22 protein-coding genes are annotated in these 23,730 nt (G+C 68.3%); 7 read left to right on the top strand and 15 right to left on the bottom strand.

What is annotated here, in order from left to right:
- Position 1: 1 nt before the first annotated feature.
- Genes ada through ACK4SG_RS10000 form a run of 6 tightly spaced genes read right to left on the bottom strand, consistent with a single transcriptional unit; the run spans position 2 to position 4,965 of the window.
- Positions 2-853, bottom strand: a complete 852-nt coding sequence (gene ada, locus ACK4SG_RS10025) for a bifunctional DNA-binding transcriptional regulator/O6-methylguanine-DNA methyltransferase Ada (protein WP_409601610.1) — start codon at positions 851-853, stop codon at positions 2-4.
- Positions 854-905: 52 nt separating this feature from the next.
- Positions 906-1,544: a DNA oxidative demethylase AlkB gene (alkB, locus tag ACK4SG_RS10020; RefSeq protein WP_409601609.1), complete on the bottom strand. Its 639-nt coding sequence runs from the start codon at positions 1,542-1,544 to the stop codon at positions 906-908.
- Positions 1,541-2,470 (bottom strand): heme o synthase, encoded by a 930-nt coding sequence (gene cyoE, locus ACK4SG_RS10015; protein ID WP_409601608.1) that lies wholly within the window; start codon positions 2,468-2,470, stop codon positions 1,541-1,543. Before cyoE ends, alkB begins: the two co-directional genes overlap by 4 nt.
- A 2-nt stretch (positions 2,471-2,472) precedes the next feature.
- Positions 2,473-3,630, bottom strand: coding sequence for a COX15/CtaA family protein (locus ACK4SG_RS10010; RefSeq protein ID WP_409601607.1), 1,158 nt, complete (start codon positions 3,628-3,630; stop codon positions 2,473-2,475).
- A 4-nt stretch (positions 3,631-3,634) separates the two neighbouring features.
- Positions 3,635-4,216: a hypothetical protein gene (locus ACK4SG_RS10005; protein WP_409601606.1), complete on the bottom strand. Its 582-nt coding sequence runs from the start codon at positions 4,214-4,216 to the stop codon at positions 3,635-3,637.
- Positions 4,213-4,965, bottom strand: coding sequence for an SURF1 family protein (locus ACK4SG_RS10000; protein WP_409601605.1), 753 nt, complete (start codon positions 4,963-4,965; stop codon positions 4,213-4,215). The genes ACK4SG_RS10005 and ACK4SG_RS10000 overlap by 4 nt, the downstream gene beginning before the upstream one ends.
- A gap of 66 nt (positions 4,966-5,031) precedes the next feature.
- On the opposite strand from ACK4SG_RS10000, the gene ACK4SG_RS09995 reads away from it, so the two are divergent.
- A complete protein-coding gene (locus ACK4SG_RS09995; protein WP_409601604.1) occupies positions 5,032-5,259 on the top strand; it encodes a twin transmembrane helix small protein in 228 nt (75 codons plus the stop codon).
- A gap of 69 nt (positions 5,260-5,328) precedes the next feature.
- On the opposite strand, the gene ACK4SG_RS09990 is transcribed toward ACK4SG_RS09995, so the two are convergent.
- From ACK4SG_RS09990 to coxB, 5 genes are read right to left on the bottom strand one after another with little or no spacing between them, the layout of a single operon-like run.
- The gene (locus ACK4SG_RS09990; protein WP_409601603.1) at positions 5,329-6,219 is read right to left on the bottom strand and encodes a cytochrome c oxidase subunit 3; all 891 of its coding nucleotides are present in this window, start codon (positions 6,217-6,219) and stop codon (positions 5,329-5,331) included.
- Between the two features lie 31 nt (positions 6,220-6,250).
- Positions 6,251-6,835: a cytochrome c oxidase assembly protein gene (locus ACK4SG_RS09985; RefSeq protein ID WP_409601602.1), complete on the bottom strand. Its 585-nt coding sequence runs from the start codon at positions 6,833-6,835 to the stop codon at positions 6,251-6,253.
- Entirely contained in the window at positions 6,832-6,972 is a 141-nt protein-coding gene (locus ACK4SG_RS09980) for a hypothetical protein (RefSeq protein WP_409601601.1), read from the bottom strand. The genes ACK4SG_RS09985 and ACK4SG_RS09980 overlap by 4 nt, the downstream gene beginning before the upstream one ends.
- Positions 6,973-6,993: 21 nt before the next feature.
- A complete protein-coding gene (gene ctaD / locus ACK4SG_RS09975) occupies positions 6,994-8,616 on the bottom strand; it encodes a cytochrome c oxidase subunit I (RefSeq protein WP_409601600.1) in 1,623 nt (540 codons plus the stop codon).
- A gap of 32 nt (positions 8,617-8,648) precedes the next feature.
- Positions 8,649-9,593 carry a cytochrome c oxidase subunit II gene (gene coxB / locus ACK4SG_RS09970; RefSeq protein WP_409601599.1) on the bottom strand — a complete coding sequence of 315 codons (945 nt, stop codon included), beginning with the start codon at positions 9,591-9,593 and terminating at the stop codon, positions 8,649-8,651.
- A gap of 280 nt (positions 9,594-9,873) precedes the next feature.
- Between coxB and putA the strand changes: the two genes are divergently transcribed.
- Entirely contained in the window at positions 9,874-13,089 is a 3,216-nt protein-coding gene (putA, locus tag ACK4SG_RS09965) for a bifunctional proline dehydrogenase/L-glutamate gamma-semialdehyde dehydrogenase PutA (RefSeq protein WP_409601598.1), read from the top strand.
- 115 nt (positions 13,090-13,204) lie between these two features.
- On the opposite strand, the gene ACK4SG_RS09960 is transcribed toward putA, so the two are convergent.
- The gene (locus tag ACK4SG_RS09960; RefSeq protein ID WP_409601597.1) at positions 13,205-14,563 is read right to left on the bottom strand and encodes an OmpP1/FadL family transporter; all 1,359 of its coding nucleotides are present in this window, start codon (positions 14,561-14,563) and stop codon (positions 13,205-13,207) included.
- A 192-nt stretch (positions 14,564-14,755) separates the two neighbouring features.
- On the opposite strand from ACK4SG_RS09960, the gene ACK4SG_RS09955 reads away from it, so the two are divergent.
- Positions 14,756-15,448 (top strand): rhomboid family intramembrane serine protease, encoded by a 693-nt coding sequence (locus ACK4SG_RS09955; RefSeq protein WP_409601596.1) that lies wholly within the window; start codon positions 14,756-14,758, stop codon positions 15,446-15,448.
- 13 nt (positions 15,449-15,461) lie between these two features.
- Here ACK4SG_RS09955 and ACK4SG_RS09950 read toward each other — a convergent pair whose 3' ends face one another.
- From ACK4SG_RS09950 to gpmI, 3 genes are all read right to left on the bottom strand, one after another.
- Positions 15,462-16,799, bottom strand: coding sequence for a S41 family peptidase (locus tag ACK4SG_RS09950; RefSeq protein WP_409601595.1), 1,338 nt, complete (start codon positions 16,797-16,799; stop codon positions 15,462-15,464).
- Between the two features lie 100 nt (positions 16,800-16,899).
- Positions 16,900-18,108 carry a murein hydrolase activator EnvC family protein gene (locus ACK4SG_RS09945; protein ID WP_409601594.1) on the bottom strand — a complete coding sequence of 403 codons (1,209 nt, stop codon included), beginning with the start codon at positions 18,106-18,108 and terminating at the stop codon, positions 16,900-16,902.
- On the bottom strand, positions 18,108-19,658 hold the full coding sequence (gene gpmI, locus ACK4SG_RS09940; RefSeq protein WP_409601593.1) for a 2,3-bisphosphoglycerate-independent phosphoglycerate mutase: 1,551 nt from the start codon (positions 19,656-19,658) through the stop codon (positions 18,108-18,110). The genes ACK4SG_RS09945 and gpmI overlap by 1 nt, the downstream gene beginning before the upstream one ends.
- A gap of 78 nt (positions 19,659-19,736) precedes the next feature.
- On the opposite strand from gpmI, the gene ACK4SG_RS09935 reads away from it, so the two are divergent.
- The 4 genes from ACK4SG_RS09935 to ACK4SG_RS09920 all read left to right on the top strand — a co-directional run bounded on the left by ACK4SG_RS09935 (position 19,737) and on the right by ACK4SG_RS09920 (position 23,445).
- A complete protein-coding gene (locus tag ACK4SG_RS09935; protein ID WP_409601592.1) occupies positions 19,737-20,450 on the top strand; it encodes a hypothetical protein in 714 nt (237 codons plus the stop codon).
- Positions 20,451-20,499: 49 nt separating this feature from the next.
- A complete protein-coding gene (locus tag ACK4SG_RS09930; RefSeq protein ID WP_409601591.1) occupies positions 20,500-22,248 on the top strand; it encodes a M28 family metallopeptidase in 1,749 nt (582 codons plus the stop codon).
- A gap of 33 nt (positions 22,249-22,281) precedes the next feature.
- Complete coding sequence (locus tag ACK4SG_RS09925; protein WP_409601590.1) at positions 22,282-22,674, top strand: MAPEG family protein; 393 nt, start codon at positions 22,282-22,284, stop codon at positions 22,672-22,674.
- A 321-nt stretch (positions 22,675-22,995) separates the two neighbouring features.
- On the top strand, positions 22,996-23,445 hold the full coding sequence (locus tag ACK4SG_RS09920) for a CZB domain-containing protein (RefSeq protein ID WP_409601589.1): 450 nt from the start codon (positions 22,996-22,998) through the stop codon (positions 23,443-23,445).
- The last annotated feature ends 285 nt before the right edge of the window (positions 23,446-23,730 follow it).

Below are 23,730 nucleotides of genomic sequence, written 5' to 3'. Positions count from 1 at the left end.
CTCAGCCGCCCCCGCGCTCGCGTTCCAGCAGCGCCTGCTTGCGCGCAACACCCCAGCGGTAGCCGGACACGCCGCCGTCGCTGCGCACGACGCGGTGGCAGGGAATCGCCACCGCCAGCACGTTGGCCGCGCAGGCCTGCGCCACCGCGCGCACGGCCCGCGGGCTGCCGATGCGGGCGGCGATCTCGGCGTAGCTGACCGTCTGGCCCGCCGGCACCTTGCGCAGTGCGTCCCATACCCGCTGCTGGAAGGCCGTACCGCGGATGTCCAGCGGCAGGTCCAGCCCGAGACGCGGCGCCTCGATGAGCCCCACCACCTGTGCCACCAACTGCTCGAACGCAGCATCCCCGCCTACCAGCTCCGCCCGCGGGAAGCGGTCCTGCAGTTCGCGCAGCAGCACGTCGGGATCGTCACCCAGCGCGATCGCGCACAGGCCGCGCTGGCTGCGCGCGACCAGCAGCGCACCCAGCGAACACGCCGCGATGGCGAAGGCGATCCGCGCCCGTGCGCCCCCATCGCGGTACTGGGCCGGCGTCATGCCCAACAGCGTTTCGGCGCTGTCGTAGAAGCGGCTGGCGGCATTGAACCCCGCATCAAACGCTGCATCCACCACCTTTGCGCCCGGCCGGGCCAGCGCCTCGCGCAAAGCTTTTCCGCGCTGCGCCTGGGCGTAGGCCTTGGGGGTGAGCCCGGTGACCGCCTTGAAGACGCGGTGGAAATGATGGGGACTGAGCCCGGCCTCGCGCGCCAGCGCCGCCAGCGAGGGCGGGGTTTCGGCCTGCTCGATGCGGCGGCAGGCGGCGGCCACGCGGGCGGCATCGCGGGCAGAGGTAACGGTCGTGTCGGCGTCCATGGCACCACTGTAATCGCCCCGGCCAGCGGTGGCCTCCCGGTTCTTGCGGCAGCTAGCGGACCTTGCGGAAGGTCAGGTTGAGCCTTGCCTCCCCGGTGCGCGGATCGCGCCCCGGCGGTACCGGCATCACGCCGTGGAAGCGCAGGCGATCAACGCCGCCCCACACGACCACGTCGCCGTGTGCCAGCGGCACGCGCACCGCGCGGTCGCTGCGGGCGTGGCCACCAAACAGGAAAGTGGCCGGCAGGCCCAGCGAGACCGACACGATAGGCGCGACGCGATCATCCTCGTCGCGGTCCTGGTGCAGCGACATCCGCGTGCCCGACGCATAGCGGTTGACCAGGCAGGCGTCCGGCACGTAGCCGGCGAACCCCGCCTCCGCCGCGGCCTCGCGCGCCAGCTGCAGGAATGCTTCCGGCAGCGGCGGCCATGGCTGGCCGGTGGCGGGGTCGCACCGCTCGTAGCGGTAGCCACGGCGGTCGCTGTACCAGCCGAAGGTGCCGCAATTGGTCATCGCCACCTGCATCACGTGCCCGCCCGGCGTGACCAGGTGCCGGAACGGCGCGGCGGCGGCAATCGCAGCGATCGCATCCAGCAGCACCTGCGCCACCGGCAGCGCGAAACCGTGCAGCACGCAGGCCTGTGCGCCCAGCGGCGTGCGCTGCGCCTGGTTGGCGAACAGGTCGCTCACGCGGCGGGCGCAAACTCCAGCGCCGGCGCCGCGTCCAGCAGCGGCATCAACCAGTGGTCCACCAGCAGGAAGGCGAACAGCGCCATCAGGTACACGATGGAGTATTTGAACGTGCGCATCGCGAAGAACTCATCGGGCGGGTCCAGCAGCTTCCAGGCATACCAGAGGAACACGCCACCCAGCACCAGCGCGCCGGCAAGATAGAACACCCCGCTCATGTGCGTCGCCCACGGCAGCACCGTCACCACCACCAGCAGGATGGTGTACAGCAGGATCTGCCAGCGCGTGTAGGTCACGCCGTGGGTCACCGGCAGCATCGGCACCAGCGCGCGCGAGTAGTCCTCGCGGCGGAAAATCGCCAGCGCCCAGAAGTGCGGCGGCGTCCACACGAAGATGATCAGGACCAGCAGCAGCGCATGCGCCCAGTCCCACTCGCGCTGCATGCCGGTGACCGCGGCCCAGCCCAGCAGCGGCGGCACCGCGCCGGCCAACCCGCCAATCACGATGTTCTGGGGCGTGGCGCGCTTGAGGAAGCCGGTGTAGATGATCGCGTAGCCGATCAGCCCGGCGAAGGTCAGCACCGCGCAGATCCAGTTCACCCACAGCACCAGAATCGCCATCGACAGCACGCCCAGCAACAGGGCGAAGCCAAGCACCTGCCCCGGCCGCAGCGCGCCGGTCGCCAGCGGACGCTCGGCCGTGCGCGCCATCAGCTTGTCGATGCGCGAATCCAGCAGATGGTTGATCGCCGCGGCGCTGGCCGCGGCCATCCAGATGCCGATGCTGCCGGCCAGCAGGCGCGCCCACGGCCACGCCTCGCCCGGCCGGATCGCCAGCAGCATGCCGATGATCGCGGTGAACACGATCAGCGCCACGATGCGTGGCTTGGTTACCGCCCAGTACTGCCTCCAGGGCACGCCGGCCATGCTCAGGCTTCCGGCTGGCGCAGGCGCGCCAGCAGGGTGACCAGCACGAACAGCAGCGCGGTGGCGCCGGCGTTGTGCAGCACGGCGACCTTCAGCGGCAGCGACAGCACCACGTTGGCGACGCCGAGGGCGAACTGCGTGCAGACCAGCAGGCCCAGCGTGGTGCCCCAGCCGCGCAGGCCCGGCATGCGCAGCAGGCGCGCCGCCAGCACCAGCAGGTAGGCCACCACGACCACCGCCATCAGCCGGTGCGCCAGCTGGATGGCGACGCGCGCCGCGTTGTCCAGCACGCCCCCTTCGTAATCGACGCCGATCCCGCGCCACAGCACGAAGCCTTCGGCGAAGTCGTGGGCGGGCCACCACGCGCCCGCGCACTTCGGAAAATCGGTGCCGCAGGCCAGTGCCGCGTAGTTGGCCGAGGTCCAGCCACCCAACGCGATCTGTACCGCCAGCAGAACCAGCCCCACCAGCAGCCAGCGTCGCAGCGGGCGGGCGTCGCCGCTGACCAGCGGCCTGCCGGTGGCACGCCAGGCAATCCACGTCAGCAGCGAAAACGTGGTCAGACCGCCCAGCAGGTGGCCCATCACCACGATCGGCTTCAGCAGCCAGGTGACCGTCCACATCCCCAGCAGGGCCTGGAAGATGATCACCGCCAGCGTCAGCGTGCTGGCGCGCGCCAGGTCCACGTTCGACCAGCGCAGCACGCCTGCCAGCAGCAGCAGCTCGCCCAGCACCGCAAGCCCGGAGGCGACGCCATGCTGGCCGCGCATGTACAGCGGGATCGCCACGGCCACCGCTGCGGCCGCAGCAAGAACATGCAGCCAGCCTTGCGGCCGGCGGCGGGTCGCCAGCAGCGCCAGCGAGAACACCAGCACACCCAGCAGGCCGGCGATGATGCGGTGGAACTGCTCGCGCCAGGCGCGCTCCGGCACCACCGGGCGGATGGCGACGGCGGCGTGGTCGGCCACTTGCTCGGCCGCGGTCGGCCAGGTCGCCTTGCCGTAGCAGGTCGGCCAGTCCGGGCAGCTCAGGCCCGCGTTGGAGAGGCGCACGAACGCGCCGAACACGATCACGCAGGCAGCCAGCGCCACCGCCAGCCAGGCGATGCGATGGAAATGGCGGTACAGGACGGCGGGCTGCGTCGGAGGTAGCGCGTTCATTGTGTCAGTTGATCCTCAGAAGACGGGCAAGATCGGTGCGCAGATCGCCGGGGTCCGCGCCGGGTGCGTAGCGCAGCACCACGAACCCGTTCGGGTCCACCAGCCAGACCGGGTCGCCCGCAGGGGTGGCCTGAGCGCGCGGCAGGCCCGCGCGCAGGCCATCGTCCACGCGCACCAGGCGCACTTCGCGCAGCGGCGCCACGTCCACCGGCGGGGCACCGGCCCACAGCACGTGCACGCGGTCCGCATTACGCCCCATCAGGCGCCAGACCTTGTCCAGGTCCTGCAGGAGGCGGGCGCACGCGGCGCGACGGGTGCCGTCACACCCCTCGGGCATCGCCACGATACGCCAGGTGCGCGGGCTGTCTTTCCAAGCGTAGGGCGTGCCATCCAACAGCGTCGGCGTATAGCCGCGCAAGTCGCCGTACGGCTGCAGCATCTCGCCCTTATTCTGCATGCCGTGCGGGCGCCAGCCGGAGAAACGGAGAATGCCGGCGACCAGCATGCCACCGAAGAACAGCACGATGACGATGATGAGGGCGTTGCGGTTGCGGCGCACGGTCACTGCGGGAACCGGATCGGTCATGGGGATTTTTTCCTGAAGGTCAGCACCGCCGCCACGACCAGTACGGTCACGGCCAGACCGAACCACTGCACGGCGTAGCCCAGATGCCGTTCAGGCGTCATGGTGTTGGGAAGGATATCGAGGTCGCGGGTACCGGGGGCCGCCAGCAGGCCGGCATCGCCGGTGCGGCGTTCCGGATCCAGGCGCAGCACCCGCGGCGCAATGCCCGTCTTCAGGCCGAAGGCAGCGGCCACTGCTGGCAGGTCCAAGCGTGGGGCCAGCCAGCGACCGTCGGCCTGGCGTGTCAGCGCATCGCCGTGGGCAAGCCCGGTGGCCGGCGGCGGCGCCAGCAGCCCGCGCACGGCCTGCCCGACCCCGGCCGCGCAGGCCGCCGCCGGCAGCGCGCGGCGCCCGTCCAGTGGCCACCAACCGGCATCCACCAGAAGGGCCTGCACGCCGTCGTCGGGCAGCAGCACGCAGTACATGCGCACGCCGACCCGGCCGGCGCGCTGCTGGGCGTCCAGCCAGAGCGTGGCATCGAGCACCGTGCCAGTGCCTTCCGACCAGTCGTAGGCCTGCGCGCGGCGGGGATCCGAGGCCAGCAGCAGAGGCTGGGGATGCGCCCGGTCCAGCGCACGCCCGGCGGCCGCCAGCATGACCTCCTTCTCGTGCATGCGGGACAGCTGCCAGCGCCCCGCCAAGGCGAAACCGGACGCCACCAGCAGCGCCAGCACCCACCAACCGCCCAGGCGGAGCGCGCGGGCGCTCATCGCCCGGCCCCGGAGTGCTGCAATAATGGCCGCCACAGACAAGCCTTCCGCAGATCGGAGACCCCCATGGGCGACTCGCTCAAAACCCTGCTCATCGTCGGTATCTTGATCCTGATCCTGTGGAACCTGGGCGCTGGCCTGTACTACATGCTCGCCGACAGGGGCACCACCAAGCGCACGGTGAATTCCCTGACCTGGCGCATCGCTCTCAGCGTTGGCCTGATCCTGTTCGTCATACTGGCCATCTACATGGGTTGGATCACGCCGCACGGGATCGGCCGCAATCCGGGCTGAGGCCCTCGGATCGCCCCAGAAACAAAGGCCGGCAATGCCGGCCTTTGTCATTTCTGCTGCGATGCCGGTTTACAGCACGTAGACGAACAGGAACAGACCCAGCCAGACCACGTCCACGAAGTGCCAGTACCAGGCCACCGCCTCGAAGGCGAAGTGGTTGTCCTTGGTGAAGTGGCCCTTCGCGCAGCGCAGCCAGATGACCAGCAGCATGATGGTGCCCAGGGTCACGTGCGCGCCGTGGAAGCCTGTGAGCATGAAGAAGGTCGAGCCGTAGATGCCCGAACCCAGGGTCAGATTCAGCTCGGTGTAGGCATGCGCGTACTCGGTCGCCTGGAAGTACAGGAACACGCAGCCCAGCAGCACGGTCAAGCCCAGGAACAGCAGCAGTGCGCCCCGCTTGCCGGCCTTCAGGGCGTGGTGGGCGATGGTGACGGTCACCCCCGACGACAGCAGGATCAGGGTGTTGAGCAGCGGCAGGCCCCAGGCCGGCACGGTCTGGTAGCTGCCGCCGATGTTGCCCGGGCCGTTGCTGGGCCAGCCACCGGCGAAATCCGGCCACAGCAGGCCGTGGGTCATCGCGCCATGGCCTTCGCCGTTCAACCACGGCAATGCGAACTGGCGGGCGTAGAAGAGTGCGCCGAAGAAGGCGGCGAAGAAGAACACTTCCGAGAGGATGAACCACACCATGCCCATCCGGAACGACACATCGACGTGCTTGTTGTAGTAGCCCGCCAGCGATTCGCGGATCACGTCGCCGAACCACTTGAACAGGATCGCCAGCAGCCCGGCGATGCCGATGAAGAAGACCGTACGGCCCCAGGCGGCTTCGTTCAGCCAGCTGGCGAAGCCGACCATGGTCGTGAACAGGGCGACCGAGGCGAACAGCGGCCATTTGCTGCTGTGCGGAACGAAGTAGATGTCCTGGTCGTGGCTGCCGGCGGCGGCGTGTGCATTGGCCATGGCGGTTTTCCGGTTGGGTCGTGGCGGAGGTTCAGGGCGCGGCACGAAGTGCGCCCGCGTGGCCCTGCGCGGTAGCCAGCGCAGTGGTCAGGGTGTCATTCTTGAAGAAGGTGTACGACAGGGTGATGGTCTTCACCTCGGCAGGCAGCGCCGGATCGACGATGAAGCGCACCGGCATGTCGCGCGACTCGCCGGGCCCCAGCGTCTGCGCGGTGAAGCAGAAGCATTCGGTCTTGTTGAAATAGCCAGACGCCCGCGCCGGTGCCACCGAAGGCACCGCATTGCCGACGATCGGGCGGTCGGCGGTGTTGCGTGCGAAATACAGCGCTTGGTACTGACGCCCCACCTGCACTTGCATCGAACGCTGCTCGGGGGCGAACTTCCATGGCAACTTCGAGTTCACGCCGCCATCGAACTGCACCGTGACCCAGCGCGCATCCGGGTTGGCCGCCTGGATGGCACCTGCCGATGCGGGCCCCTGCTCCAGGCGCACGCCGAAAACCTTCTCGCAGGCGATGCGATACAGCGGCACCAGCGAGAAGGCGAAAGCGAAAGCACCCAGCGCGACGCCGGCCAGCTTCCAGACTCCCAGCGAACGGACGCCCGCCGTACTCACCGGCCCACCACCTGCGACAGGATGAAGCCCAGGTACACCGCCAGCGCGATGCCAGCAAACAGCAGCGCGGTGCGTTGGGCACGCTGGCGGCGCGCCTGGACGGATGGGGTGTTACCTGCGGGCGGCAAGGGCTGCATCAGGCGGCTCCGGGTGATGTCTCAGTGGGTGACGTCGCCGTGGGCCAGATCGCCGTCCTTGATGACCGGGGGACGCTCGAAGGTGTGATGCGGGGCCGGCGACGGCACCGTCCACTCCAGGCCACGCGCGCCTTCCCAGGCGCGGGCCCCGGCCTTGGCACCGTGCTTCTTCGAGTGCCACAGCACGAAGGCCATCATGAACGGGGTCAGGAACATGCCGAACGCACCGATCGAGCTGACCAGGTTCCAGTCGGCGAAGACCACGTTGTAATCCGGGATGCGGCGCGGCATGCCGGCCAGGCCCAGGAAGTGCTGCGGGAAGAACAGCAGGTTGACGAACACGATGGTCCACCAGAAATGGATCTTGGCCAGCGTCTCGTTGTACATGCGGCCGGTCCACTTGGGCCACCAGTAGTAGATGGCGGCGATGATGGCAAACAGCGCGCCGGTCACCAGCACGTAGTGGAAGTGGGCGACCACGAAGTAGGTGTCGTGGTACTGGAAGTCGGCCGGCACGATGGCCAGCATCAGGCCGGAGAAGCCACCGATGGTGAACAGCACCACGAAGGCGATCGCCCACAGCATGGGCGCCTCGAACGTCAGCGAGCCGCGCCACATGGTACTGACCCAGTTGAACACCTTCACGCCGGTCGGGATCGAGATCAGCATGGTGGCGAACATGAAGTACATCTCACCGCCCAGCGGCATGCCGACCGCGAACATGTGGTGCGCCCACACGATGAACGACAGGAACGCGATCGCGGCGGTGGCGTACACCATGGCCTGGTAGCCGAACAGCGGCTTGCGGCTGAAGGTCGGGATGATCTCGCTGACCACGCCGAAGGCGGGCAGGATCATGATGTAGACCTCCGGGTGGCCGAAGAACCAGAAGATGTGCTGGTACATCACCGGATCACCGCCGCCGGCCGCGTTGAAGAAGCTGGTGGCGAAGAAGCGGTCGGTCAGCAGCATGGTCACCGCGCCGGCCAGCACCGGCATCACCGCGATCAGCAGGAACGCGGTGATCAGCCAGGTCCAGCAGAAGATCGGCATCTTCAACAGATCCATCCCCGGCGCGCGCATGTTGAGGATGGTGGCGATGATGTTGATCGCGCCCATGATCGAGCTGATGCCCATCATGTGGATGGCAAAAATGCCGAACGCCAGGTTGGCCCCGCCCTGCAGCGACAGGGGCGGATACAGCGTCCAGCCACCGGCCAGCGCACCGCCCGGCAGGAAGAAGGTCAGCAGCAGCAGGGTGAACGCGAACGGCATGATCCAGAAGGACCAGTTGTTCATGCGCGGCAGCGCCATGTCGGGCGCCCCGATCTGCAAGGGGATCATCCAGTTCGCCAGGCCGACAAAAGCCGGCATGATCGCGCCGAAGATCATCACCAGCGCGTGCATGGTGGTGAGCTGGTTGAAGACCTCGGGCTTGACGAACTGCAGGCCCGGGGTGGCCAGTTCGGCGCGGATGCCGACCGACAGCGCGGCGCCCACGATCGCCATGATGAAGGCGAACACCAGGTACAGCGTGCCGATGTCCTTGTGGTTGGTCGAGAAGAACCAGCGCTCGATGAAGCCCTGCTCGTGATGGCCATGGGCGTCGTGGTGGCCGACGGCGTCGGGATGGGTGGCGGACATGGCGTGACCTTCTGGCGGATGCGGTGCGTGGATCAACCGGCCTGCGCGACGGCGGCAGGCGGGGCGGACGGCGTGGCGGCGGCGGTCGCCGCAGGGGCCGCGGGCGCAGGCGGCGCGGCGGCCGGGGCCGCGGGGCTGGCCGGCGCCTGCTTGGCCTTCTCGGCCGCCAGCCACTGCGCGAACTCCTGCTGGCTGACCGCCTTCACCACGATCGGCATGAACCCGTGGTCCTTGCCGCACAGCTCCGCGCACTGGCCGCGGTAGATGCCGGGCTTGTCGATCTTGGCCCAGGCCTCGTTGACGATGCCGGGCACCGCATCCTGCTTCCAGCCCAGCGCCGGCACCCACCAGGAATGGATGACGTCATCGGCGGTCAGCACGAAGCGGACCTTGGTGCCAACCGGCAGCACCAGCATGTTGTCGACGTTGAGCAGATAGTGCGGGGCATCACTCTCGGTCACCACCTTGCCGCTCTGGCGCAGCGCGTCGTGCTGGCGGTCCAGGCGGCTGGTGAAGGACACGTCCTCGCCCAGGTACTCGTACTTCCACATCCACTGGTAGCCGGTGACCTTCACGGTCATCGCCGAATCACGCACGTCGTACATGCGCAACAGGCCGCTGGTGGCCGGGAAGGCCAGACCGATCAGGATCAGCACCGGGATGGCGGTCCACACCACCTCCAGCTTGGTGCTGTGGGTGAAGCTGGTGTCCGCCACCGCACCCTTGGATTTGCGGAACTTGAAAATCGCGACGGCCATCGCGCCGAACACCAGCACGCCGATCACCACGCAGACCCACAGCACCACCATGTGGGCGTCATAGGCCGCCTGCGAGGTCGGCGTCACGCCCGGCCCCATGTTGAGTTGCCAGCGCTGCGGGTCGGCAGGGCCGGCCGCGGGATCCTGCGCCTGCACCAGCGGCAGCGTCAGGGCCATTGCGGCCGCCAGCGCCAGTTGTTTGAAACGACGGGAAGTCATCACACCGTGCCCCACATGTTCTGGTTTGGTTCCAAAAACGGATCTTGGCGGCACGCCTCTCCCCGGGCCGTTACTTGCCCGGATGGAACCATCCGCCCCCGACAGGCTGCCAGCACGCCGCAGCCCGTATTGATTCGGATCAAGCACGCACAGGCGTGGCGCCCCCGTCTTGACCTGTGTCAAAGATTACTGGCGCAGCGGGGCCACGGCAACCTGCACATGCCCGTTCCGTGCCGTCGATCTACACTATGCGCCCCCTGATACCAAAGCCTGCGGGCGCATGAGCACCCAACCCCCCCCCGTCCCCACCGCCCCCATCCTGTCCCCGGAACTGCCGCCCCCGCCGGCGGCGACCCGCGCGGCCATCACCGCCGGCTGGATCCGCGATGAGGCCACCCACGTCCGCGAGCTGCTGGACCAGGCCCGCCTGCCCGCCGCCGAGCGCGATGCCGCACAAGCAGTGGCCGCCGACCTGGTGCGCCGGGTGCGCGCCCGTACCCGCAACCAGGGCGTGGTGGAAGCCTTCATGCGCCAGTACGACCTCGGCAGCGAGGAGGGCGTGCTGCTGATGTGCGTGGCCGAGGCGCTGCTACGCATCCCCGACCAGGCCACTGCCGACGCGCTGATCCGCGACAAGCTGGGCGAGGCCGATTGGCGTCGCCACCTCGGCCAGTCGGAGTCGCTGCTGGTCAACGCCTCCACCTGGGGCCTGATGTTGACCGGCAAGCTGGTCGACCTGGCCGACGACACCAAGCGCGATGCCTACGGCGCCTTCCAGCGCCTGGTGGGCCGCGCCGGCGAGCCTGTCATCCGCCTGGCCGTGCGCCAGGCGATGAAAATCATGGGACACCAGTTCGTGCTGGGCCGGACCATCGAGGAAGCCCTGGCACGCAGCCGCAAAGGCGAAGGTGCGCACTACCGCTACTCCTTCGACATGCTGGGCGAAGGTGCGCTGACCGCCCCCGATGCCCTGCGCTATCTGGATGCCTATCGCCGCGCGATCCACGCCATCGGCAAGGATTACGCGCCGCACCGCCCGGCCGACCCGGAGGCGGTGTTTGCCGCGCCTTCGATCTCGGTCAAGCTGTCGGCCCTGCATCCACGCTATGAGCACGCCAAGCGTGCGCGGGTGCTGAAAGAACTGGGTGAGCGCCTGCTGGAGCTGGCACAGCTGGCCAAGCAGTACGGCATCGGCTTGACCATCGACGCCGAGGAAACCGACCGCCTGGAACTGTCGCTGGACCTGATCTTCCAGGTCATGGCGGACCCCTCACTGCGCGACTGGAACGGCTTCGGCATCGTCGTGCAGGCCTACCAGAAACGCGCGCCGTTCGTGATCGACCACATCGTGCACATGGCCGGCCAACTGGGCCGCCGTATCCCGGTACGGCTGGTCAAAGGCGCCTACTGGGACGCCGAAATCAAACGCGCCCAGGTGGAGGGCCAGCCCGGCTACCCGCTGTTCACCCGCAAGCAGAACACCGACGTCAGCTACCTGGCCAACGCCCGTCGGTTGCTGGATGCCGGCGCTGCGGTCTATCCCATGTTCGCCACCCACAATGCCCACACCATCGCCACCGTGCACCAGATGGCGCGGGTGATGCGCGGCCGCCGTGATTTCGAGTTCCAGAAGCTGCACGGCATGGGCGACGACCTCTACGCCGAGGTGATCCCGGCCGACCGGCTGGACGTGCCCTGCCGCGTGTATGCGCCGGTCGGCAGCCACGAGGATCTGCTGCCGTACCTGGTGCGCCGGTTGCTGGAAAACGGCGCCAACTCGAGCTTCGTCAACCGCATCACCGATGAATCCATCCCGGTGGAAGAACTGGTCCGCGATCCGGTCGAGTTCGTCGCCGCCCTTGAACACATCCCGCATCCGCGTATCCCGCTGCCGGTGGATCTGTACCGCAGCCAGCACCAGCCACGAGACAATTCCATGGGCATCAACCTTGCCAACGACGACGCGCTGCGGGATCTGGCCGCCGCCATGAATGACGCCGGTGCCGGCCACTGGACCGCCGCACCGCTGGTACCGGGCGCGCAGGCCGCGGGCGAGACGATCGCGGTGACCAACCCGGCCGACCGGCGCGAGGTGGTGGGCCACTGGCTGCCGGCCGATGCCGCCACGGTCGAGCGCGCCCTGGCCAACGCCGTGGCCGCCCAGCCGGGCTGGGACGCCACCCCGGCCGGCTCACGCGCCGCCATCCTGGAGCACGCCGCCGATCTGCTGGAAGCGCGCATGCCCGCCTACATGGCGATGTGCACCAAAGAAGCCGGCAAGACCCTGGCCGACGGCGTCGCCGAAGTACGCGAAGCCGTGGATTTCCTGCGCTATTACGCCCTGCAGGCGCGCGAGCATTTCGCCCCGATGGCGCTGCCCGGCCCCACCGGCGAAGCCAATCAACTGCAATTGGCCGGCCGCGGCGTGTTCGTCTGCATCAGCCCGTGGAATTTCCCGCTGGCCATCTTCCTCGGCCAGATTGCCGCTGCGCTGGCGGCCGGCAACACCGTGATCGCCAAGCCGGCCGAGCAGACCAACCTGATCGGCTTCGCCGCCGTGCAGCTGCTGCACGAGGCCGGCATTCCGCAGGACGTGCTGCAGTTCGTGCCAGGCGATGGCGCCAGCGTCGGTGCAGCGTTGACGCGCGATCCGCGCGTGGCCGGCGTCTGCTTCACCGGCTCCACCGAAACCGCACGCCTGATCAATCGCGCCCTGGCCGGCCGCGAGTCCGGCCCGATCGCCACGCTGATCGCCGAAACCGGCGGCCAGAACGCGATGATCGCCGACAGCTCCTCGCTGCCGGAACAGGTGGTCAAGGATGCGATGGGCTCGGCCTTCACCTCCGCCGGCCAGCGCTGCTCGGCGGCGCGCCTGCTGCTGGTGCAGGAGGACATCGCCGACAAGGTCATCGCCATGCTGGCCGGCGCGATGGCCGAGTTGAAGGTCGGCGACCCGGCCCTGCTGTCCACCGACGTCGGCCCGGTGATCGATGCCGACGCCTGCCAGGTCCTGGACGACCATGCCCGCCGCATGGACAGCCAGGTTCGCCTGATCGCCCGCACCCCGCTGCCGCCGGGCACCGAGCACGGCACCTTCTTCCCACCCACCGCCTGGGAGCTGCCGTCGATTGCGCTGCTCGACCGCGAGAAATTCGGCCCGGCCCTGCACGTGGTGCGCTGGAAGGCACACGAACTGGACGCGGTGATCGACGCCATCAACGCCACTGGCTACGGGCTGACCCTGGGGATCCACTCGCGCATCGACGCCACCATCGAGCGCATCGTGGCGCGCGCCAAGGTCGGCAACATCTACGTCAACCGCAACCAGATCGGCGCGGTGGTCGGCGTGCAGCCGTTCGGTGGCCAGGGCCTGTCCGGCACCGGCCCCAAGGCCGGCGGCCCGCACTACCTGCCGCGGTTTGCCACCGAAAAGACGGTGACCATCAACACCACCGCCGCCGGTGGCAACGCCAGCCTGCTGACCCTGGGCGACTGACCCGCGCCCGTCGCCAAGACGCGCCGCATCACATGCGGCGCGTCACACAAGGTGGCTCTGGAAACGAAAAAGCCCCGCCGAAGCGGGGCTTTTTCTTGTCACATGACCGTGTGGATCAGAAACGGTACTGCATCGACACGCCCACGAGATCGGCGTGGCCAGTGTACTTGCCGGACAGGGTGGAGGTATTGCCAGCCGCGGCATCCACCGGCAGGTTGATGGTGGGCGACTTGATTTCGATGCGCTGGTAGGCCGCATCGAACGAAAGCGCATCGCTCACGTTCCAGCTGGCGCCGACCGAATACAGCGTGCGGTCGTTGTCGGGCAGGCGCGGAGTGCGGCGCTTGTCGTTGGTCGGGGTCTTGTCCTTGCCGATGCCGCCACGCAGGGTCAGCGCCGGCGACAGGTCGTACTCGGCGCCCAGCGAGTAGAAATTGGTGTTGCTCCACTCGAACGGCTCGCTGCCCACCAGCGTGCCGTTGCTGCGGCGGATGGTCACATCCTGCAGCGAGCTCCAGCCGGTGCGCTGGTAATCGGCGAGCACGCGGATATTGTCGGCCAGCGCGTACTTCACGCTCACCGTGGCGACGCTCGGGGTGACCAGGCGTGCACCGCCGGGGCCATCGACGAAGCGCGGATCGCTGCCCAGCAGCGCCGGAACGCCGGAGAAGTCCAGATCACCCTTGAGCTCGTGCTTGATCTCGGAGCGGTAGCTCAGGCCGATGGCCAGCTTGTCATTCGGCGCGATCTGCGCACCCACGACAAAACCAACGGCGTTGTCGGCGCCCTTGACCTGGAATGCACCGTCCAGCGATTGCGGCTGGAACGGATAGGCAGGGTTGAAGCAGTTGGCCGGGTTGCTGGATGCGCAGATGGCGGTGCCGAAGTCGATGGCCTTGGTCAGGGTGGCCTGGGCGCGCTCCCAGATGAACCCGGCACCAATCGAGATGCCATCACTCAGCTTGAGCGCCGCCGACAGGGTCAGGTCCATGGTCTTCACGTCGGACTTCAGTGCGCGATAGCGCCCCACCCAGCCCTTGTCGTATTCGGTCGCCAGACCGAACGGCGCGCCCAGGCTGGCGCCCAGGGTCAGGCCTTCCAGCGCACCGTGCATCGGGAACACCGCCGACATATTGGGCACCAGGGTCGGGTCGCCCGGGTCGCCGCCGTTGCCGCCGGAGAGGGGCTTGAGGGGGCTGCCAAGGATGGCGCCACCGCCGGTGAACTTGGCATTGAGATCGATCACGGTCAGATCGGCCTGTACCGTGTTCTTGTCGAGGTTCACCATCGCGGCCGGGTTCAGCGACACCACGGCGGCGTCCTTGCCGACCATGCTGCCGGCGTTCGACTTGCCGAGATTCTTCACGCTCTGCTCGCGCAGCTGGAAGCCGGAAGCGGCGGCCTGGCCGACGAACAGGGTGCCCATCACGGCCAGCGCGAGCGCCGAGGCCTGGATCTTGCGGTTGTTGCTCATTGCATGTCTCTCCGGATACTAAGCGTTGATAGGATCGTCCGCAGGCGGCGGAACGCCGGCCCGTGGGTCACTGCTTGCGTGTACCGGAGTCCCCCTCCGACGTACTACGCCGTATGTGACTATACCTGAAAAGGTTAACCTTCCAATAACATTTACGGGCACCTTGCCCCCGGCCGGACGCGACACTCCTCCATGTTCATCGGCATCCGCCCACGCCGGCAGCGGCAATTGTTATGGGCCACTCCGCTGCTGTTCGCAGCGCTCTGGCTGAGCTATGTCCTGGCCGCCCTGCGCGCACCAGCCGGGCGCCTCACCAGCACGCTGGACTGGGGCGTGTTGACCGGCGGGCTGGACAGCGCGGCGGCATGGCAGCAGGCCTTTGCCGATGGCAGCGTGCTGCGGTTGTTCTCCGGCCTGTTCCTGCATGCCGACTGGCTGCACCTGCTCGGCAATCTGGTGTTCCTGCTGATTTTCGGCTTGCCGGCGGAGCGCATCATGGGCGGCGGGCGGCTGCTGCTGCTGTTCCTGCTGGGCGGCGCGTTCTCGAACCTGGCCGCCGTGCTTGCGATTGGCGCCCCGAACCGGGTGGTGATCGGCGCCAGCGGTGCGGTGTCGTCACTGATCGGGGCCTACCTCGCCCTGTTCCCCGGCGCGCGGCTGGGGGTAGTGCTGCCGCTGGGACTCTTCCTGCAGTTCGTGCGGGTGCCGGCGTTCCTGCTGATCGGCATGTGGGCGCTGCTGCAGCTGGGCTTCGCCTACGGCGGCCCGACCTTCGGTGCGGTGGCCTGGCCTGCGCATATCGCAGGCTTCGTATTCGGCGTGCTGTTCGCCCTGCTCAGCCGTGCGTCCATCGCCCGCCGCCTGCGGCGCAGCCGCGGTTACTGAACGGCTTGCAGGATCACTTACTGGCCTTGGCCGGCGGCGCAACCACCACGCCGGCCAGCCGCTTCAATTCGGCCAGTGCCGCATCGATCGGCTTCGTCCCGGGCAGCACCTCCCCGGCATTGTCACCTTCCATCGCGGCGCCGTCCTCCGCGGCCAGATGGCCCGGCAGCACGGCCTCACTGACCGGCGCAGGCCGGCGCTGCGCGCCCTCGGGATGCAGCACCACGTCGGGCTCGATGCCCCGTGCCTGGATCGAATGCCCACTGGGGGTGTAATAGCGTGCCGTGGTCAGCTTGATCGAATCACCGTTGTCCAGTGGCAGCAGGCTCTGCACCGAGCCTTTGCCGAAGGTGCGGCTGCCCACCACGCGGGCGCGATGGTTGTCGTGCAGCGCCCCGGCCAGCACCTCGGCGGCGCTGGCGGAACCGGCATCGACCAGCACCACCATCGGCGCCCCCTGCAGGCGGTCGCCGGGGGTGGCATCGAAACGGCTGTCGCCGATGCTGGCACGCCCGCGGGTGCTGACGATGCCGCCCTTGTCCAACAGTTCGTCGGCGATCTGCACCGCGCCCACCAGCAGACCGCCCGGATTGCTGCGCAGGTCCAGCACCAGGCCGCGCAGGGGCGCGCCCTGCTGCAACGCGTCGAGCTGTTTCACGAAATCGGCGGCGGTTCCTGCCTGGAAACTCGCGATGCGGATGTAGCCGAAGCCGGGTTCCAGCATCCGGCCGCGCACGCTGGTGGCGCGGATGGTGTCGCGCACCAGGGTCACCTCGAACGGCTCACGTACGCCCTCGCGCACCACCCGCACCACCACCTTGCTGCCGGCCTTGCCGCGCAGCGGGGCGGAGGCATCGCTTTGCCCGCGCATCAAGCCCCGCCCGTCGATGGCCACGATGCGGTCGCCGCTGCGCAGCCCGGCGCGCGCGGCCGGGCTGTCGTCGATCGGCGCGATCACCCGCAGGGTGCCGTCAGGCAGCTGCTGCAGCTCGATGCCAACGCCGTCGTAGCTGCCGCGCGTCTGCTCCTCGAACTGTTCGGCATCCGCCTTCTCGAGATAGGCGCTGTGCGGGTCGAGATCGAACAGCAACCCGCGCACGGCGGACGACATCAGCTGGTGGTCGTCCACCGGGTCCACGTAGGCCTGGCGGATCGCGTTGAACACGGTCACGTAACGGCGGATCTCCTCCAGCGGCACCTTGGCCGCACCGGCCTTGACCGCGTCGGGATCGTCGCTGGTCTGCTGGGCCTCGTCGTCCTGCACCGTTCCGGTCGCCGGGGCCTCCTGCGCAGGCAAGGGCCGGGGCAGCAGCGCGATCGCGATGAGGAAGGACAGGAATTGGGGCCGCATGCAATGCTCCGCTGGATCTGTGGCGAACTGGGGTTCGACCCGCGCCGGTTGGCGCCGGTTCCCCATCATGCCTGCGAACCATACCGCCGGGACAGCGGCGTCACTGCCGGGTCAGCCAATCCGACGGGTTCACCGGGGCACCGTTTCGGCGCAGCTCGAAATACAGCGCCGGCGACTCCTGGCCACCCGAGCTGCCCACCGTGGCCACGGGATCGCCCCGGCGCACCGGATCGCCAACACCGCGCAACAGCCCGTCGTTGTGGGCATACAGGCTCATGTAGCCGTTGCCGTGATCAATGATGAGGATATTGCCGTAGCCTGTCATCCAGTCGGCGAACACCACGGTCCCCTCCGCCACGGCTTTCACCGCGGAGCCGGCGGGCGCGGCGATCAGCACGCCATCGCTGCGGCGCCCGTCGGGAAGCCGGCCGCCGAAGGCCGCCAGCAGGTTGCCGGTGACCGGCCAACTCAGTCCGCCTACCCGCACTGCAGGCGCGCTGGCCACGACCGCCGGCTTGGGCACCGGCCGGCCGCTGGCCTTGGCCTGCCGCTCGGCCTCCTGCCGGGCCTTCGCCGCCTCGCGCGCCGCCCTGGCAGCGGCGGCGCGCAGCTGGGCCAACAGATCCTGCAGCGCCTTCGCATCCTGGCCCAGCGCCTTCTCGCGCGCCGCACGGTCGCGGTATTGCTGGTCAACCTCAGCCAACAGGCGCGCGCGCGCCTCGCGCGCACGCTGCAATTCCGCCAATTGCGCCGCCTGCGCGCGACCGGCCGCATCCAGCGCGCTGCGCCGCCGGGTGATGGCGTCCTCCAGCGCCTGGAGGCGGGCGATCTCCTCGCCCAGCTGGCGGATGCGTGCGGCCTGCGCGCGCTGCAGGTAGCCCTGGTAGGTGAGCGCGCGCTCGGCATCGGCCACGCGGTCCTGCGCCAGCAGGGTCTTGAGCGGCGGCGCCTCGCCCCCCTGCTGCGCCGCGCGCAGCAGGCGCGCCAGCGCTTCACGCTTGCCGGCCAGGTCGCCGCTCTGGCGGGCGCGTTCGGCCTGCAGGCGCGCCAGCTCTGCTTCGTCCTGCTGCATCTGCGCACGGGTCTGGTGCAGGGCGCGCTGGATGCCGCCCACCTGCAGGTCGGCCTCGCGCAATTTCCGACTGACATCGCCACGCTGGTCTTCCAGCCGGCGCCGCTCCGCGGCCACCGACCGCAGCTCACCGCGCACCTGCTGCAGGCGCTTCTCGGCGTCCTTCTGGTTCTGCGCAAAAGCCCCTCCGGCAATCACCGGCAACAGGCAGCAGAGCAGGGCACGGCGCCAGCGCATCAAATTGGTTGCAGCAGGCTGGTGCCGGTCATCTCGACGGGCTTGGGCAGGCCCAGCAGATCGAGCAAGGTCGGCGCGACATCGCGCAGGGCACCGCCGGCGCGCAGCGACGCCGCGCGATCCCCGACATAGACCAGCGGCACCGGACCGACGGTGTGCGCGGTATGCGGCTGGCCGGTGATGGGGTCCCGCATCATCTCCAGATTGCCGTGGTCGGCGGTGATGACCAGCGCGCCGCCGGCCGCGCGCACCGCCGCCACGATCCGGCCGATCGCCACATCCACCGCCTGCGCGGCAAGGATGGCGGCTTGCAGGATGCCGCTATGGCCCACCATGTCGGGATTGGCGATGTTGCAAACGATGGTGTCGAAGCCCCCCCCGCCGATGGCCTCCACCAGCCGGTCGGTCAGTTCGGGGCAGCTCATCTCCGGCTGCAAATCGTAGGTGGCCACCTGCGGGCTGGGGATCAGGATGCGCTCTTCACCGGGGAACGGGGCTTCCCGTCCACCGCTGAAGAAGAAGGTGACGTGCGCGTACTTCTCGGTTTCGGCGATGCGCAGCTGGGTCAGGCCGGCCTCGGCCACCACTTCCCCGAAGGTATGCCGCAGGTCCTCAGGCGGAAAGGCCACCGGCGCCGGCAGGCTGGCGTCGTACTCGGTGAGGCAGACGAACCGCGCAAGCGCCGGACGCCGCGCGGCGAAGCCGTCGAACGCGGGATCGACGAACGCCGCCGTGAGCTGGCGCGCGCGGTCGGCGCGGAAATTCATGAACACCACCGCGTCGCCGTCGCGCATTGGCGCGGCGCCATCCAGCACCGTGGGAGCGACGAACTCATCGTTCTCACCGCGCGTATAGGCGGCCTGCAGCGCCGACAGCGCATCCGTGGCGCGCTGTTCGGCACTGGCTTCAACAATCGCGTCCCAGGCCCGCCGCAGGCGGTCCCAGCGCTTGTCGCGGTCCATCGCGTAGTAGCGGCCATGGATACTGGCCACGTGGGCATTGCCCAGGCGTGCGCACAGCGTCTGGAGGGCCTGCAGGCTGGGCTCCGCCGAGCGCGGCGGCGTGTCACGGCCGTCGAGAAAGGCGTGCACGGCGACGCGCGGCACGCCGGCACGGTGGGCAAGCTCCAGCATCGCGAACAGATGCTGCTCGTGGCTATGCACGCCGCCGGGCGACAGCAGCCCCATCACGTGCAGGGTGCTGCCATTGGCCTTCGCCGCGGCGCAGGCGGCCTGCAGTTCGGGATTACCGAAAAAGCTGCCGTCCTCGATCGCCGCATCGATGCGTGTCAGGTCCTGGTAAACGATCCGGCCGGCGCCCAGGTTCATGTGGCCGACCTCGGAATTGCCCATCTGCCCGTCCGGCAACCCGACGAAGCGGCCCTCGGTGTGAATCAGCGTATGCGGGCAGGTGGCCAGCAGCTTGCGCCAGTGCGGCAAGTCCGCCAGCGCCAGCGCATTGTCCGCCGTCTCCTCGCGATGGCCCCAGCCGTCCAGGATCAGCAGGACGACGGGCTTGGGGGGTGCGGGCCGGGTTGGACGGGTGGTCACGGCGATACCTGTTTGCACGCGAAGGCGGATGCGACGATTGTAGCGGCGTGTAAACCCTGCGCCTGCCCGGCGCATCCGATGCTGCATGCCCAACAGGCCCTGGAGGCCCGGATGAACCGCTTCCTGCTCTGCACTCTTCTGCTGGCGTCCAGCGCCGCCTTGGCCGCCCCGCAGGCCACGGACAGCCGCCGCGACATCGACAAGGTCAACGGCAGCATCACCGCCGAAGCCGGCCAGGCGTACGGCGACCTGGACACCGTCAACGGCGGCATCCAGCTTGACCGCGGCGCCAGCGCCAAAGACGTGGAGACCGTCAACGGCGGCATCCGTGCCGACGACGACGTCGCCGCACACGACGTTTCCACGGTGAATGGCGCCATCCGCTTCGGGCGCCAGGCCCGCATCACCGGCAACCTGGAAACCGTGAACGGCGGCATCTTCACGGATCGCGGCTCGCGTATCAGCGGCGACGTCAGCACCGTCAACGGCGCCATCGGCCTGGTCGGCACGACGGTGGACGGCCGCATTGAGACCGTGAACGGTGACATCACTGTTGGCGCCGATTCGCGCGTGGCCGGCGGCATCAAGATCGAGAAGCCGCACGGCAACTTCGGGCTCCATTTCGGCAAGCAGAAGATCCCCCGCGTAGTGGTGGGCCCGAACGCAGTGGTGGAAGGCGCCATGGTGTTCGAGCGCGAGGTGAAGCTGTACGTGCACGCCAGCGCCCGCATCGGCAGCATCAGCGGCGCGACAGCAGTGCGCTACGACGGCGCCACGCCGCCACAGGACTGAGTAACCGCGCTCCGCTTAGAATCGCGGGACACCCGTACGGAGTCCCGCGATGCTGCGCGCAACGCTCTTTACCCTGTCCCTGCTTGCAGTCTCCGGCTGCGGTGCCGGGGGCCAGCGGCCAGCGGCCACCCCGAATACGGCGCAGAAAGCGGGCACACCCCAGGTCCAGGCAAGCGACCATGCCTTCCAGCCCGACATCACCGCAGCCGATTTCGCCGCCCATGTCGAACAACTGGCTTCCGATGCATTCGGCGGGCGTGGCCCGGGCAGCGCCGGCGAGCAGAAGACCATCGAGTACATCAAGCAGCAGTTCGCCCGCATCGGCCTGCAGCCCGGCAATGGGGAATCCTGGGTGCAGACCGTGCCGATGCTGCGCACCACTGCCCATCCGGATGCAGCGCTGCACCTGAAGATGGGTGAGACCCGCCAGGACCTGGCCTTCGGCACCGACATGGTGGTGGGCACCCGCACCGGCCAGACCCGCGTGGATATCGTGGACAGCCCGCTGGTGTTCGTCGGCTATGGCGTGGACGCGCCGGAGCGTAGCTGGAACGACTACGCCGGGGTGGACGTCAAGGGCAAGACCGTGGTGATGCTGGTCAATGACCCTGGCTTCCACACCCATGACCCGCGCCTGTTCGACGGCGAACGGATGACCTACTACGGCCGCTGGACCTACAAGTTCGAGGAAGCCGCGCGCAAAGGAGCCGCTGCCGCGCTGATCATCCACGACACTCCGGGCGCCTCCTATGGCTGGGAAGTGGTTCGCAATTCCTGGTCTGGCCCGCAATACGACCTGCGCGTGGAAGACGATCCGGCCCCCCGCCTGCCGATCCAGGGCTGGATCACCGGCGAAGCCGCCGAGGCGTTGTTCAAGGCAGCCGGGCTGAATCTGGCCCAGTTACGCGCCGCCGCCAGCCGGCCCGGTTTCCGCCCGGTCGCGCTGCCCGCCACGGCCTCTGTGCGTCTGGACAGCACCGTCAGCACCGCCGAATCGCACAACGTGCTCGGCCTGCTGCCCGGCAGCCAAACCCCGGACGAAGCCATCCTCTACATGGCGCACTGGGATCACCTGGGCACCCACGAGGGCGAGCCTGGCGACAACATCTACAACGGCGCCGTGGATAACGCCACCGGCGTGGCCGGCATCCTCGAACTGGCTGAAGCATTCCGCCATGCCAAGACGCCACCCAAGCGCTCGATCCTGTTTCTGGCGGTCACCCTCGAGGAGTCCGGCCTGCTCGGCTCGAAGTACTACGTCACCCATCCGGTGATCCCACTGGCCAAGACCGTGGCAGTGATGAACATCGATGCCCTGGCGCCGATCGGCAGGGCGCGCGACATCACCGTGGTCGGCAAGGGCAATTCCGAACTGGAGGATCTGCTGGCGCAGGCCGTGCGCGCCCAGGGTCGCCGCCTGAGCGAGGAATCCAACCCCGCCGCTGGCTATTACTTCCGGTCCGATCACTTCAACTTCGCCAAGGCCGGCGTGCCGGCGCTCTACATCGACAGCGGCGAAGACCTGCGGGAAGGCGGCCGCGCCGCCGGCGAAGCGGCCACCCGCGACTACACCACGCACCGCTACCACACCCCGGCCGATCAGTTCGATCCCGCCACCTGGAAGTTGGACGGCATCGTCGAGGATCTGCAGGCCCTCTACACCGTGGGCGATCAACTCGCCAACAACGGGCAGTGGCCGAACTGGCGCCCCGGCAACCCGTTCAAGGCCGCCCGCGACGCCATGCGCCCGCCATTGGCTGGCCCCGCCCTGCCCTCTCCCCGGAATGGACCGCGCTAGACTCCCGGGCACTGCCAACCCGCGGAGTTGCCCATGCTCATCGCCTATTGCTGCATCCTGATCGCCGCCTGCCTACCCTACGTCTGGACCGTGGTCGCCAAGACCGCGGTACCCGGCTATAACAACAAGGATCCCCGCGGCTGGATCGCAAAGCAGGACAACCACCGCGTTCGCAACGCCTATCACGCGCACCTCAATGCGTTTGAGGCATTCCCTGCCTTCGCCGCCGCGGTACTGATGGCACAGTTCGCGCAGGTGGACGCACAACACATCGCCTGGCTGTCGATGGCCTTCATCGCCTTCCGCGTGCTTCATGGGATTTTCTATGTCACCGCGCAGCAGATGCTGCGAAGCCTGAGCTGGCTGGGCGGATTCATCTGCGTAGTCGCCCTGATGGTGTCCGCCATCACGCGCGTAGGCGGCTGAATCTGACGGCAGGGGCATTGCCGGCGTGATGGTGACGAGGACTGGGTGGCTGGCACTGGCAGCCTGAATCTACTTCTGCTGTCCGCTAAAAGCGGGGGAACGTCGGCCCCACGTCACCCTGCCGGACCGACGTCACATCAAGACGCAGCGGGGCAGTTTCCGTCCCGATACGTCGACCAGAAACCGCGCAACGAATTGATTTTCCGAAACCCGCGCGCCCCCCTGTCGTGTGTGATAGCGATTACGCTTCTTGCTGATTTGTGATAACGGGCACGCTTCTTGCTTTTTCTGGCCCAACCCTCCATCGGACAAGAGGCACACATGGGATTACTGGATTTCTTCAAGTCGTTCGGCTCTAAGGCGGAGCGCGACAAGGCCCAGCAGGACTTAGGCAATGCACTGACCTCGCTGGACATCGATGTGGCGATCGGCGCGCACCAGAACTGGAAGGATCGTCTGGCGCTCTACCTCGACGGCAACTCGACCGAAGACCTGCGGCCCGAGGTGATCTGCCACGATGACCGCTGCGACCTCGGCAAGTGGATCTACTCCGACGGCCAGAAACAGCTCAGCCAGTACGCGATGTTTTCCGAGCTACGGGCGGTACACAAGATGTTCCACCAGCAGGCGTCCAGTGTGGTCGCGCTGCAGCAGTCGGGCAAGCACGCGGACTCCAAGGCGCTGCTCGATGGTGAATACACGAAGACGTCGGACCGGATCGTGCGCCGGCTGAAGGATCTCAAGCTGCTGGCCCAAAGCAGAGGCAGCTGACGCCGGAGAGCGCGTTCTCCTGCCGACCCGGCGGCAAAACGCCCGCCGGGGCTCTCCCGGGTTCTACCCCCCAGTAACTGCTGGTATGGCGAATGGGGGCAGGTCAAGGACCGGATTTCCTTCCTCAAGATCCGCGCTGCCTTGCCCGGACTTGGGAGAAGAACCAAAGAAAAACCCCTCCCAGGGGACTGGGAGGGGTTTTGGATAAAGACCCTGGCGATGACCTACTCTTGCATGGCTGGGCCACACTACCATCGGCGCAGCTGTGTTTCACTTCCGAGTTCG

This window comes from Thermomonas sp. (assembly GCF_046293095.1).
GTDB lineage: Bacteria > Pseudomonadota > Gammaproteobacteria > Xanthomonadales > Xanthomonadaceae > Thermomonas.
Note: the sequence above shows the minus strand (reverse complement) of the source record. Positions and strands in the feature narration are given on the sequence as shown.